This window comes from Bacillus sp. ISL-46 (assembly GCF_018613205.1).
Map to the genome: position 1 here is coordinate 83,638 of NZ_JAGGQR010000004.1, position 13,755 is coordinate 97,392.

Here is a 13,755-nt window from a genome sequence, read left to right on the forward strand (position 1 = left end):
TAACCTACTTCACCCCAAGAAGTGAAATAGGCATTTTGATAATCCTTCGATAAATTGATTTCAACTTTTAGCGGACAATTTTCCCTGGACCATTGTTTGCAAAAGCAGCAACCTCATCTACTGAAAACTCATTACAATCACCATGTATTGTATGTTTTAAGACAGATGCTGCTGTCGCAAATGTGATTAGTTCCTGGGAGGGCTTATTTTCTAAGATTCCATGTAAAATACCTGCCGCAAATGCATCACCGCCGCCTACCCGATCAACGATGTGATCAATCTGGAAAATCTCTGATTGGTATAACTCCCCGCCAGTGAAATAGTTTCCTTGCAGCGTATTGGTTGAAGCAGAAATAATAGTTCGGAACGTTGAACTGATCGACCGAATGTTTGGATACAATTCAATCATTTTTGAATAATAATATTTCAACTTATCCTCTTTGGACAAGGAATGATCAGCTTGATCTAGGCCGAGAATATAAACGGCATCCAATTCACCGAAGGAGCATATATCAACAAATGGAAGTAATGTTTTAAACGTATCTGCTGCTTCTTGCTGGCTCCAAAGTTTTGCCCGGTAATTAAAATCAAAGCTGGTAAGTACCCCTTTTTCCTTCGCTTTTTTAAGCGCAAGCAACGTAAGTTCCTTTAAGCTTGGGGATAGTGCCGGGGTAATTCCGGTAACATGAAAGAGTACAGCCCCTGAAAAAACTTCATCAAAATCGATTTCATCTGGTCTAAGCATCGAAAAACTGGAGTACTTCCTGTCATACGTCACTTGGGAATTTCTTTGTCCTACTCCAGTTTCCAGATAGTAGGAACCTAACCGTTCCCCGCCTTTAATCAGATAGTCAGTATGGACATCGTAAGATTTCAATTGTCTCTCAACAGCTATTCCCAATGGATTTTTCGGTACTTTACTAACAAAATAGACGTCATGTCCAAAGTTTGAAAGTGAAACGGCTACATTTGCTTCTGCACCGCCATAATGCATCCTAAGCTGATCAGCTTGAAAAAGCCGTTCACCGTTATCTACGGAAAGGCGAAGCATAATTTCTCCAAGTGTAACTATTTTTTTCATCAGTAGTTCCCTCTTGCTTCTTGTACCTTTTGGACATATTGCTTTGCATATTCAGTAATTTTGTCATAATTCCCTTGTTTGGCTGGTGCAACTAAATTTCCACCCACACCGACAGCCACACAGCCATTTTTTATCCATCTATCCACATTATCTAGGTTGACTCCGCCAGTCGGCATAATGTTCACTTGTGGAAGAGGAGCTTTTACCGCCGTTACAAACTCAGGACCGAATGCATTACCAGGAAATAGTTTAACAATATCGACCCCGGCTTCTAACGCATGCTTCATTTCAGTGATAGTCATGCATCCCGGCATATATGGAATTTGATAGAGATTACATAGTTTGGCCGTATCTCCATCAAATCCCGGACTAACGACAAATTGTGCACCGGCAAGAATAGCGATCCTTGCTGTCGTTGCATCAAGAACCGTTCCGGCTCCAATGACGACATTTGAATTCTCTCCGTAAATAGAAGCTAATTCCTTGATGACTTCATCTGCACCTTTTACAGTGAAAGTAACCTCAATCCCTTGAATGCCGCCTTCTACACATGCTTCTGATATCTTAATGGCTTCTTCCTTGGAATCTGCTCTTACAACAGCTACTACCCCACATTCGGATATTTTCGTCAATACGTCTAGTTTTTTCATTATTTTCTCCTCCTTTAATTTATTCCTTTTCCAATGGTAATAGGAAATGGGCATGAGAAACTTCTCATAGCCCATCCGCTCCTAACCAACCGTGATTTTTTTCTTATCTGAAAGACAATACTTCTCCAAAGTACGGCGGACGGCACCGGTACCTGCAAGCATGTCATAAAACATGGACTCAATCTTTTCGCCCAACCCTATCTCATACAAATTGACTCCAAAGATAGCTTGATTGGACAGGATTAATTTTATGTTAGATGTTCGGTCACCCAAAGCAACACCCTCAAGAGCCGCTTTCAGAGTCTCAAGCTGTGGATCAGGACTTAGAGTAAAGGGCTTTCCTTCATCATCAATGCCCAGGAGATAGCGGCACCACGTTGCAATGGCAAGCGGGATAGCTTTCAAATCAGCCGGATTCAGGTCCTCTCTTTTTACATAGGACTTCAAAGTTTCACCGAAGCGGATTCCTACTTTTAGGGATGTGTCGCACGCGATGCGCTGCGGCGTATCCGGGATATAAGGGTTGGAAAAGCGTTCGTTCAAAACTTCATCCAGGAAGGCTTTCGGGCTGATAATTTCAGGGTTGACCACTACCTTCAATCCTTCTTGATAACCGATCATTTCTACAAATTTTCTCAGTGTTTCGTCTTTCATTTCATCTGCAATCAAAGTATAGCCAAGCAGGCAGCCGGAAACAGCCAATGCTGTATGAAGCGGATTCAGGCAAGTGGTAACCTTCATCGTTTCAATTTTGTTCACTGTTTCCCTGTCCGTAAAAATAATTCCCGCCTGCTCCAAGGCCGGACGGCCATTCGTGAATTTGTCTTCTATGACAAGATATTCACTTACTTCTGCATTGACGAAAGGCGCCGTATACGTATTTTTGGGTGTGACAATGATGTCCATGCCGATAATCCCTTGGTCAAGAAGCGCTTCTTTCACCTTTTCAGATGGCCTTGGCGTAATTTTATCAATCATGGTGAAAGGGAAGGTGATCTTGCCTTCATCCTCGAGATAAGCAATGAAGCCTTCCTCCACATGTCCCCTCTTGAGCCATTCCTTTGCTATCGTTAAGACGGCAGCTTTGAGCTTGTCGCCATTATGGGAACAGTTATCCATGCTGACGAAAGTCATGGGATATTGTCCTTTCATATATCTGTGGTAGACAAGTGCTGTTACAATGCTCATGGCATGGACCGGGCTATCCAATCCAGTTTCAAATTCTTTCTCAACCATACCTATAAATTGCCCGGATGGATTCGTCAAGGTATAGCCTTTTTCCGTAATCGTAAAGCTGGCCATCTGCAGACTTGGATTTTCGAAAATCCCGACAAGCCGGTTGAATTCATCTTTCCTGTTGTAATCAGCTGCAATAGTGTCGACAATGCTGTTAATGACGGTCTTCTCAAAAGAGCCGTTTGCTTTCATGGTCACAAGCAGGGTCAGGTTATCATACGGCTTATTTAACCGGTCGATCATTTCAAAATCATACGTTTTCGCTGCGATAATTCCGGTCTCCGCTTGTCCTTGGTTTAACAGTTTTTGATGAGCATTGGCAACAAAGCCCCTGAAAATATTTCCGGCACCAAAGTGTACCCACTGCGGCTTTTCGATCGTACTTTTGGCAACCTGGTTAAAATCAAATTGCGGAAGTTCGACTCCGATTCCTTTCCATGCTTCAGCTTCATTTACTATACTGCTTCTCTTTAACTGTAGCACTTAGCTCTCTTCCTTTCTCTTTTTCCAGGCTGTCCCAAACACCTAGCATATACATGATTCCAAGCGCTCTGTCATACAGCCCATAACCAGGTCTGCAATGTTTCTCTTCGCCCCAAAGGTGACGACCGTGATCCGGGCGGACATAACCCGTAAATCCATTTTCATGGTACGCTTTGATGACTTCGGCTACATCGACGCTTCCATCCTGGCCGCGGTGAGAGACTTCAATAAAATCGCCATTTTCAAAAACCTTTACATTACGGATATGTGCAAAATGGATTCGATCATGAAATTCGCGAATCATTGCCGGTAAATCGTTTTCAGGATTGGTTCCTAATGATCCTGTGCAGAAGGTTAAACCGTTGTATGGACTATCTACAAGATTAAGGAATCTTCTGATATAATTCCGATTGCGAATAATACGTGGCAATCCGAAAATCGGCCAAGCGGGATCATCCGGGTGGATCGCCATTTTCACATCATATTCTTCACATACAGGGATCACTCGTTCAAGGAAGTATTTCAAGTTGTCGAAAAGAATGTCTTCGGTCACTCCCTCATACGCTTTAAACAATTCGTCCAACTTAGCCATACGTTCCGGTTCCCAGCCCGGCATGGTAAATTCACCGACGCCGCCCAGGATTTTTTCAACCATATCTTTTGGATCATCGGTAACCGCAGCTTTTTCATAAAACAGGGCATTGGAACCGTCAGGTAACTCCTTATATAGGTCCGTTCTTGTCCAGTCAAAAACCGGCATAAAATTGTAGCAAATCACTTTCACTCCGACTTTAGAAAGCTTCTTAATTGTATCGATATAAATATCGATATACTTATCCCTAGTAGGCAATCCGATTTTGATATCATCATGAATGTTTACGCTTTCTACTACAGCCGGACTGAATCCTTTGCTTCGAATTTGGTCCGCAACCTCCTGGATTCTTTCCATTTCCCATTCTTCCCCTGCAACCTTATCATGCAGAGACCAAACGGCTCCCATTACACCCGGAATTTGCCGAATATGGTCAAGTGTAATCGAGTCGTTCCCTTCACCATACCATCTCCATGTCATTTGCATCGATATCCACTCCTTCTTTTTTTATCGTGAAAAATCTAAATGAACTTTTCTTACTGCATCTGGATTTGTTTCGATTAATTGGATCGCTTCTTTCACTTGCTCGAAAGGAAACGTATGCGTTACAAAGCTATTTATATCTATTTTTCTATGATTAAAAAGATCGATTACTTCTGGAAACTGGTTCGTTTGCAATCTGGATCCACTGACTGTCAGTTCTTTTTTCGTAATCTCCAGCTGCGGAATCCCTGACTTTTCTTCACTAAATCCTAAAACAACAATTCTTCCAGCAACCGATGCTAGTTGGACAGCTTGTTCGAATGTTTTTGTTGTACACACGGCATCGATGACAACATTCGCTCCCATTCCCTCGGTTAATTCATTTATTTTTTTGAAAGTATCTTCTTTCAACGGGTTAATTGTAAAATCGGCACCAAGGCTCTCGGCATAGGACAGCTTTTCTTCACTTAAATCTGAAATAATACATGTTGCCCCTCTATACTTGGCAACCTGCAAGGCACAAATCCCAATCGGGCCGGCGCCCATGATAAACACAACATCTCCCTGCCTGACATCCCCACGCCAATTGGCTTGTGCCCCAATTGTAAAGGGTTCCACTAAAACCGATTCTTTCCAATCTAGTGTTGGGTCAACTTTGTGAGCCATTTTTTCAGGGACAACTACATACTCTTGGTAACCACCATCAATGTGAACCCCAAAAACCTTTAAATTCTGACAGACATTTTGCCGTCCAGATCGGCACGCATAGCATTCTCCACAAGTGAGAATCGGTTCGATGACAACATGATCATCTACCTTAAGGGAGGTAACGTCTGCGCCAGTCTTTACTACTTGGCCAGTGACTTCATGTCCGATTACTCGCGGATAGGTAGCGACTGGTGAGGTTCCATGATAGATATGGACATCTGAACCACAGATACCAGCCATCTTCACTTGAATCAGAACCTCATTTTCATGTTTGATTTGAGGCATTTCTTTCTCAATTATTTCAAGCTGCCCTGGTTTAACCACTTGTATCGCTTTCATTAATTCATACTCCTCAATACCCTTTTTCTTTTAAATACTAGTATACAAGGATAGGGATAAAAAAATACAGGATACTAGTATACAAGATAGGGCGTAAAATTTGATTCATTTGGTATAGCTTGATTATATTATACTTGTATACTAGCATACAAGTTATCTCACACGCTATTACATCGCTTTCTCTGTCAACTCAGCCTTATATTTTTTAGTAATAGGTTTAACAAACTTAATTACTGACAATGAAGCAAAAACCGCTAACCCTCCGGCCAATAAAAATGCGGCGGTGTAGGTGCCGGATTTCTCCACAAGAAAACCAGTTAATGTAGGACCAATGATTCCAGCGGTATTAGCCAAAAAGTGCATGAATCCTCCAACAGATCCTACGTTCTTTTGGTCGACAACGTCTTGGACGATCGCCCAGTAAATCGCACCTGTCAAATATAAGAAGAAAACTGATAATGCTACCAAACTTACAGCAGCCACTGTGGTCGTAACGAGACCGGCAATCCCAATACAAACTGCAGATGTAAACAGACAAGATACCAATACTACTTTACGAGCAAATAATGCTTTTCCTACTTTTTTATACACAAAATCAGAAACCATACCGCCTGAAGCTAAACCAATGAAACCCAACACCCAAGGAATAACGGTTACGACACTCATTTCTTTAATACTTAGGCCGCGTGCATCGGTTAGGTAACTTGGGAACCAAGTTAAGAAGAAAAATAGAATATAGTTATACGCGAAGAACGCAAAAGCAGTAAATAACACCGTTTTTTGTTTTAAATAGTAAGTCAAAGGTATTTTTTCACCTGACTGATTTTGACCTGGCTTTGCAGAGCCATTACTTTGGTTACTTTCCCCAGCAGGTTTATCTTTAATAAAAATCCACCAGCATACTGCCCACACTAATCCAATTAACATAATGAGGACGAAAGAGATTTTCCAGCCATAATTCAAGGCAATTATCCCAACGATAGGACCGGCAATTGCTCCACCCAACGGTGTGCCACTATTGGCTAACCCTATCGCAGTGGCCCGTTTATCTGAAGGGAACCAGTTATTGACCATTTTATTGATTGTTGCCGACAACGGACCTTCGCCCATTCCAAAAAGTACCCGAATAACAATCAAGCTGGCAAGGCTGAATACTAGCGCAATCGCACCGCTGAATAGAGACCAAACAACCATGGCTACGAACAAAGTAAGTTTTGCCCCGTATTTATCAGACGCCATTCCGCCAATAAAGTTGAAAATGGCATACCCAACAGAGAAGCTACTAAAGACGATTCCCAATTGTGTCGGTGATAAATGTAAATCTTCGGTAATAAAAGGTGCCGCTATAGAGAGAGCAGATCTGTCTAGGTAGTTCACCACGCCTGCCAAGAAAAGCATTACTAATACAACAGTTTTTCCCTTTGAAAACATATTTTTACCCCCTTGTTATGTTTTGGATCGAATGCAACCGTTTACTTTTAATGATAAAAAAATATTAATTTCTTATATTTTAGTTTATCACTCCTTTTAGCAATAGAATGTAAGCCCATACAAAAAGTCTACATAGAGATATTAACACATTCATATACTAGTATACTAGTATCTTTTGAATTTTATTTTTGCCTTTTTTTGACATAAGCACTTTAACGGAAAATTAACAGTCAAATGCTAACCAATATAAAATAAAAAAGAGATCCATTCATAAAAAAATATAAAAACTGGTATTAAATATTAATACCAGTCTCTTGGAAAATTACAACAAATATATCAGGTTAGTATTCTAACTTCCACATGTATCTTCTTTTTGTAAGTGGATGATTTCTAACTATAGCTAATTGTTCTGCATACACACGTAATACACCTGAGATTAACATTGGGTTAAAGTAATCAACTACTTCTTTTGCAATGGCAGAACCTAAGCCAAAGTCTTTTGCATCTACGACAGTTGTTTTAGCATCGAATCTATTTAGGAACTCAAGTGCGCGTGAATCCATATCCCTTGTTCTGCCATCATTCATCAATAGTAGGAATGGTACATCTTTGTCTACGATTTCGAATGGACCGTGGAAGAATTCACCACCGTGGAATGTTCCTGAGTTGATCCATTGCATTTCCATTAGTAAGCAGATCGAGAAAGAGTATGCTACTTCATGAGTTGCACCGCTGCTCATTACATAAATGGTTTGATCATCTTTGTAAGCATCTGCAAATGCCTTTGCTTGTGGAAGCACAGAGGATACGGCATTTTCGATTAAGTCATAGATTTTAGAAAATCCATCTTGCATTTTGCTGTAGTGCTCATAGCCTTCAAATTGATTCAGGATTTCAGCTGCTAAACCTAATACCTTGGTCATCTTCTCCATTTTCGCTGCATAATTAGCTGCCCAGCCATGGTAAACAACATAATCCGCATCTTTTGTAATCGCAGAACCTTCTTCATATGTAACAGCAATTACATGTGCGCCTAATTCTTTTGCTTTTGTCGTAGCAGCAACAGTTTCTGGAGTAGATCCACCTAGAGAACAAGTAATAACAATGCTGGTGTCATCCACAGATACTGGAGTAGCATAATTGAATTCATTTGCTGTGAATAAGCTGACACGAAGTTGTTTCGCATTAGCCTCTAGGAAATACTTTGCAGGATATAATTCTGCTTTAGAAGCACCGCAGCCTACAAAATGAACACTCTTTATTTCCGGTTGTTTTTCCTTAATTTCTGAGATGATATAATTTAATTCCATTTTTCTCCTCCATTAAGTTATATTATAGGATATAACGTTATATAACATTATAATAAGACCAAACTGTAGAAATGTCAACTATAATTCTGAAAATTACTAATTTAAAATTCAAAGGGTTATAAAAGTTAATATATTTTAAGAATATTAAATCAATATATACATTAAAATCATTTTTGTTATATAATATTATATAACGACTTATTGTTTGAAAGGAACATATACAATGAAATTAAACAATTCTATTTCAACACCTTTATATGACCAATTAAAACAAATCATTAAGGATTCGATTTTGCAAGGAATTTATAAACAAGGTGAGAGGCTCCCTAACGAAGCAGAATTATGTGAGATCTATGGTGTCAGCCGAATAACAGTTAGAAGAGCCATTCAGGAATTGACCGAGGAAGGTCTTCTAGAGCGCAAACAAGGAAAAGGTACATTTGTCATGCGGACTAAACTCGCAAGGGAATTAGTTTCAGTTGATGGTTTTACTGACTTTAACAAACAATTAAGAAAAAGTCCTTCAAAGCGGATTCTTGTTTGCGAGGAAATTAAAGCTTCTCCTGAAATAGCGGAATCTCTTCGAATTGCCATTAACGCACCTGTATTAAGGCTCGTCCGACTAATGTTTATGGATGACTACCCTTTTACCCTTGATGAAACTCATTACTCCTTAGAGCGCTTCCCAGATTTAGCCGGTCACTTCCTTGAAAATATTTCAACCTATGATGTATTAAAAAATATATATAACGTTAACATGAGTTCCGCTTCTACCCATAAAATCATTACGGTTGTCCCGGCTACAGGTCATGAGGCCGAATATTTAGATTGTGAAATTGGTGATACATTATTTAATAACGATAAAATCGTTTACGATGAAAACAAAGTCCCGATTCATACTTCTAACTTTAAAACACGGACTGAATTAATTGCTTTAACCATCACAACTTAAATGGATCTGTAAACTTCTCTGTCAATGGCGGAGAAGTTTCCTTATTCCCATAGAAAAAATTAGCTTCTGTTCACTTATTCCATTCAACAAAACAGGTATCGTTTATAACGATACCTGTTTTGTTGAAGATTTATAGATTAATATTCCAGTTTCCACATATATCTTCTTTTTGATAGCGGATGGTTACGGGCAATTGCCAATTGTTCTGCGTATACACGGATCACACCAGTGATCAGCATTGGGTTAAAGTAATCGACTACTTCTTTTGCAATCACAGAGCCTAAGCCGAAGTCTTTCGCATCAACAACAGTTGTTTTTGCATCAAAGCGATTTAGGAACTCAAGTGCTCTTGAATCCATTGCTCTTGTACGGCCGTCATTCATCAATAATAGGAATGGTACGCCTTTGTCAACGATTTCGAATGGTCCGTGGAAGAATTCACCGTCATGGAAGCTTCCAGAGTTGATCCATTGCATTTCCATTAGCAAGCAGATAGAGAAGGCGTAAGCTACTTCGTGAGTCGCCCCGCTGCTCATTGCATAAATGACTGGCTCATCTTTGTATGCATCAGCAAAAGCCTTTGCCTGTGGAAGAACAGTCGCTACGGATGATTCAATTAGATCGTAAATATTTGTGAAGCCGTCCTGCATTTTGTTGTAATGCTCATAGCCTTCAAATTGGTTAAGAATTTCAACCGCAAGCCCTAAAACTTTTGTCATTTTTTCCATTTTTGCTGCATAGTTTGCTTCCCAGCCATGGTAAACAACATAGTCAGCATCTTTCGTGAGGGCAGAATCTTCAACATGTGTAACTGAGATCACGTGTGCGCCTAATTCTTTTGCTTTTGAAGTGGCTGTTACGGTTTCTGGAGTTGTTCCTCCTAAAGAACATGTGATAACAATACTAGTTTCATCAACAGAAACTGGAGTTGCATAGTTAAATTCGTTTGCTGTATATAGGCTTGTACGAAGTTGTTTCGCATTTCCTTCTAAGAAATACTTGGCAGGGTATAAATCTGACTTTGATGCACCGCATCCTACAAAAAATACACTCTTGATATCTGGTTGTTTTTCCTTAATTTGTCCCACGATATAATTTAGTTCCACTTGTTTCTCCTCCAATAATCTTTTTTTTTATAAAACCTTTACATTAATGGGTCCTTACTCATACACCTTTCCGTAACCAAAGGAGCCGTCAACCAGGCATTGCTGGGATGAGAAATCAGCTGCTTTCTCCAGGCTCTCTGTAATGATTTGGTCTTGATCTAAAATGCCTTCTTTGATTTTGCCTATGTAGTTCACCATAAAGCAAGTGATGAAAGAATCGCCTGCTCCCATTGTGTCGATTGCTTTAACAAGCTTTGGTTCCTGCACGTAGAATTTAGCGCCATCGAATAATAGAGCTCCTTTTTCCCCCATGGTGCATAGCACCAATTTACAGCCCATTTTTGTCACCTTTAACATCAGATTAAGCATCTCATCTATACTTAAATGACTGCAGGAAAAATAAGCATAATCTACAAATGGAACAATTTCATTCACTTGATTTTCTGTAAAATCGGATGAAAAGTCGAAGCCGATGGGGACACCCAATTGTTTAAGCTTCGGCAATTCCGGTTCTGTAAATCCATAAAGGCCTGTGTGGACTAAATCAAATTCTTTGATATAGTTCAAATCAGCAGCGGTTAAATTTAATCCATGTTCCCGTAATACACCGCAGCGGTTGCTTCCTAAAAACACCCGGTCTCCGTCTTTTAAGGTAACTCTTGCACAGCCATTCTCTCCGTCATAAACCTTACAATGAATGATATCCAATCCAATTTGCTGGATACTTTCCTGTACGTGTACTGCTTCTCGGTCTGTTCCAAATGCACCTAGAAAGGCCGCCTCCACTCCATGCCTTTTGGCATAGACGGCAAAGTTCAGTGCATTTCCTCCTGGATACATGGTACGAATATGTTCATATTTATCTACGACATTGTCACCTAAACCAATTACTTTCATCATTAAAACCTCACTTATAACACCTTAGATAAGAAATCAATAGTCCTAGGGTGCGTTGGATTTTCGAAAAATTCCTTCGGGTTATTTTCTTCCATAATCTTACCTTGATCAATGAACAGAATTCGATCACCCACTTCTTTTGCAAATCCCATTTCATGTGTGACAACGACCATGGTCATTCCTTCTTTGGCAAGGTCTTTCATTACAGCCAAAACCTCTCCAACCATTTCAGGATCCAAAGCAGATGTAGGTTCATCGAATAACATGACCTCAGGCTTCATCGCAAGCGCTCTTGCGATGGCAATTCGCTGCTGCTGGCCGCCGGACAAGGAAGATGGATAAGCGTCTATCTTTTCCAATAAACCTACCTTTTTTAGTAGTTCTACCGCTAATTCCTTTGCTTCGGCTGACTTCATCTTTTTTACTTTAATGGGAGCGTGGCAGATATTTTGACAAACGGTTTTGTGAGGAAATAAATTAAACTGCTGGAATACCATTCCCATTTTTTCCCTCACCTTGTCAATACTGACATTCTTAGTTGTAATATCTTGTCCATTCACCACAATACTTCCGCCTGTTGGAGTCTCCAATAGGTTGAGACATCTTAGGAACGTACTTTTACCTGAGCCTGAAGGACCAATGACAACCACTACTTCACCCTTTTTGATCGTGACATCGATTCCTCTTAAAACTTCATTTTTTCCAAAACTCTTATGTAAATCCTTAACGGTTATCACTAGTCTTCAACCTCCTTTCAACAATCCCCAGTAATCTCGACAAAGTAAATGTCAGTACTAGGTAGCCAAGAGAGGCTACGAGGATTGGTTCCAATCCTAATGCCGTATTTCCTCTAACGATGGTTGTTTTATACATCAGCTCAGCCACACCGATAACAGAGACGATAGAAGAATCCTTGATGCTTCCGATAAACTGATTACCCAGGGCTGGTAAAATGTTTTTAAATGCTTGAGGCATAATAATATCGAACATCGCTTGTCTTTGATTCATCCCCAAACTTCTGGCCGCTTCCATTTGACCCTTGCTAACCGCTTCAATACCGGAGCGAATTGTTTCAGAAATATAGGCAGCAGCATTAAGCGATAAGGCGATTGCACCTACCGCCAAATCCGGAATATCACTTCCATTAAAAAGAGCAGGTACTCCAACATAAATAATATAAATTTGAGCAAGAAGCGGTGTACCTCTTACAAATTCAACATAAATGTCCCCAATTAACTTAACGATTTTATATCTGGAACGTCTTAAAAGGGTTAAGGCAACACCAAGGATACTTCCTAATACCACCGCAATTACAGCTAGGATGATGGTTATATAGATCCCTGTTAAAAAAAATTGATAATAGGTTCCAAGAAATGAAAAATTCAATTGACTCCCCCCTTTTAAAATGGTTTTTACGATCCACCAAACCGATATAATACAAAGGTAAGAAATAAACTTTCTTTTGTATCATATCGTGGCAGCTATTTAGAACACCATTAATTTTGTTTTACTTTTGACATTGCGTCTGTTAACCACTTTTCATATTCAGGTTTTGTTCTTTCAATCGTCTTATTAATCTGATCCATAACTTCTTTATCTGTACCATTAGGCATGGCAATAGCCGCCCCTGCTGTATCGTCATCAAATAGTAGTTCAGTTAACGCTAAGCTAGGGTTGCTTTTAATAAGAAGTTTAGCAGTTGGGCGATCCACCAGGACTGCGTCTACTTTGTTAGCTGCCAAATCCATAGCTAATTCAGTAGATTTTCCTAATAATTTTAACTTCGCATTTGGAAATTCTTTTTCTACTATTTGTTCTTGTACAGAAGATTTAATCGCAGCAATTCTTGCTTTCCTCAAATCATCATTTGATGTAAACTTGTCCAATTCTTTTTTACGGACTACCATTACGTGTCTATCTTTATAGTACACATTCGTGAAGTCTGCATTTTTTTCTCTTTCCTCTGTTGGACTGATAGCCGAAACAATCATGTCAATTTTTCCGGCTTGAAGAGCTACTAATAAACCATCGAAATCCATATCTTTAATTTCATATTTAACACCTAAATCTTTTGTTACTTCATCGATTAACTTAATATCAGAACCAATAATTTTATCTTTTCCACCGTCAACGGCGTGAAACTCATATGGAGGTGTAGCGGCCATCATACCAACAACAATTTTCCCTTTTTCCTTTATTCCTTCCTTTGCTTCAGCCTTTTCAGATGTTCCACAACCTGCTAATGAAATAGTGAGAAGAGCACTTAATGCGATCCCAGTTACTGATTTTAAAATTCCCTTTTTCATTTTTTCCATCCTCCTTAGTATTTCTCTTCAATTTTTTTACTATTATAGAATATTAATATAATTCATAAAAATTAATAACGTTATATAACATTATATTAATAACTTAGTCGAACAATGTCAATAATTATTCTGAAAATTATTAATTAAAAGTCTTGTAAGCGTTTTGTTTTTAGGTATTATC

At 39.4% G+C, this 13,755-nt stretch carries 13 protein-coding genes; 1 reads left to right on the top strand and 12 read right to left on the bottom strand.

Annotated features, from left to right (window positions below; genetic code table 11):
• Positions 1-67 precede the first annotated feature (67 nt).
• From J7E67_RS01815 to J7E67_RS01845, 7 genes are all read right to left on the bottom strand, one after another.
• Complete coding sequence (locus tag J7E67_RS01815) at positions 68-1,081, bottom strand: sugar kinase (RefSeq protein WP_214716186.1); 1,014 nt, start codon at positions 1,079-1,081, stop codon at positions 68-70.
• Entirely contained in the window at positions 1,081-1,731 is a 651-nt protein-coding gene (locus tag J7E67_RS01820) for a bifunctional 4-hydroxy-2-oxoglutarate aldolase/2-dehydro-3-deoxy-phosphogluconate aldolase (RefSeq protein ID WP_214716187.1), read from the bottom strand. The genes J7E67_RS01815 and J7E67_RS01820 overlap by 1 nt, the downstream gene beginning before the upstream one ends.
• Before the next feature lie 81 nt (positions 1,732-1,812).
• Positions 1,813-3,450: a mannitol dehydrogenase family protein gene (locus tag J7E67_RS01825; protein ID WP_214730794.1), complete on the bottom strand. Its 1,638-nt coding sequence runs from the start codon at positions 3,448-3,450 to the stop codon at positions 1,813-1,815.
• Complete coding sequence (uxuA, locus tag J7E67_RS01830) at positions 3,416-4,528, bottom strand: mannonate dehydratase (RefSeq protein WP_214716190.1); 1,113 nt, start codon at positions 4,526-4,528, stop codon at positions 3,416-3,418. The genes J7E67_RS01825 and uxuA overlap by 35 nt, the downstream gene beginning before the upstream one ends.
• Positions 4,529-4,549: 21 nt before the next feature.
• A complete protein-coding gene (locus J7E67_RS01835; RefSeq protein WP_214716192.1) occupies positions 4,550-5,572 on the bottom strand; it encodes a zinc-binding alcohol dehydrogenase family protein in 1,023 nt (340 codons plus the stop codon).
• Between the two features lie 168 nt (positions 5,573-5,740).
• The gene (locus J7E67_RS01840; protein ID WP_214716193.1) at positions 5,741-7,003 is read right to left on the bottom strand and encodes an MFS transporter; all 1,263 of its coding nucleotides are present in this window, start codon (positions 7,001-7,003) and stop codon (positions 5,741-5,743) included.
• A gap of 341 nt (positions 7,004-7,344) precedes the next feature.
• Positions 7,345-8,313, bottom strand: a complete 969-nt coding sequence (locus J7E67_RS01845) for an SIS domain-containing protein (RefSeq protein ID WP_214716195.1) — start codon at positions 8,311-8,313, stop codon at positions 7,345-7,347.
• 223 nt (positions 8,314-8,536) lie between these two features.
• Here J7E67_RS01845 and J7E67_RS01850 point away from each other — a divergent pair, with 223 nt between their 5' ends.
• Positions 8,537-9,265 (top strand): UTRA domain-containing protein, encoded by a 729-nt coding sequence (locus tag J7E67_RS01850; RefSeq protein ID WP_214716196.1) that lies wholly within the window; start codon positions 8,537-8,539, stop codon positions 9,263-9,265.
• A 137-nt stretch (positions 9,266-9,402) separates the two neighbouring features.
• Here the strand turns inward: J7E67_RS01850 and J7E67_RS01855 are convergent, their stop codons facing one another.
• The 5 genes from J7E67_RS01855 to J7E67_RS01875 form a co-directional block, all read right to left on the bottom strand.
• Positions 9,403-10,371, bottom strand: coding sequence for an SIS domain-containing protein (locus J7E67_RS01855; protein WP_214716197.1), 969 nt, complete (start codon positions 10,369-10,371; stop codon positions 9,403-9,405).
• 54 nt (positions 10,372-10,425) lie between these two features.
• A complete protein-coding gene (locus J7E67_RS01860; RefSeq protein WP_251026508.1) occupies positions 10,426-11,271 on the bottom strand; it encodes a fructoselysine 6-kinase in 846 nt (281 codons plus the stop codon).
• Positions 11,272-11,282: 11 nt separating this feature from the next.
• Positions 11,283-12,005, bottom strand: a complete 723-nt coding sequence (locus tag J7E67_RS01865; RefSeq protein WP_214716198.1) for an amino acid ABC transporter ATP-binding protein — start codon at positions 12,003-12,005, stop codon at positions 11,283-11,285.
• Positions 11,992-12,654: an amino acid ABC transporter permease gene (locus J7E67_RS01870; protein ID WP_168241379.1), complete on the bottom strand. Its 663-nt coding sequence runs from the start codon at positions 12,652-12,654 to the stop codon at positions 11,992-11,994. The genes J7E67_RS01865 and J7E67_RS01870 overlap by 14 nt, the downstream gene beginning before the upstream one ends.
• Before the next feature lie 110 nt (positions 12,655-12,764).
• Positions 12,765-13,574, bottom strand: a complete 810-nt coding sequence (locus tag J7E67_RS01875; protein WP_214716199.1) for a transporter substrate-binding domain-containing protein — start codon at positions 13,572-13,574, stop codon at positions 12,765-12,767.
• Between the last annotated feature and the right edge of the window lie 181 nt (positions 13,575-13,755).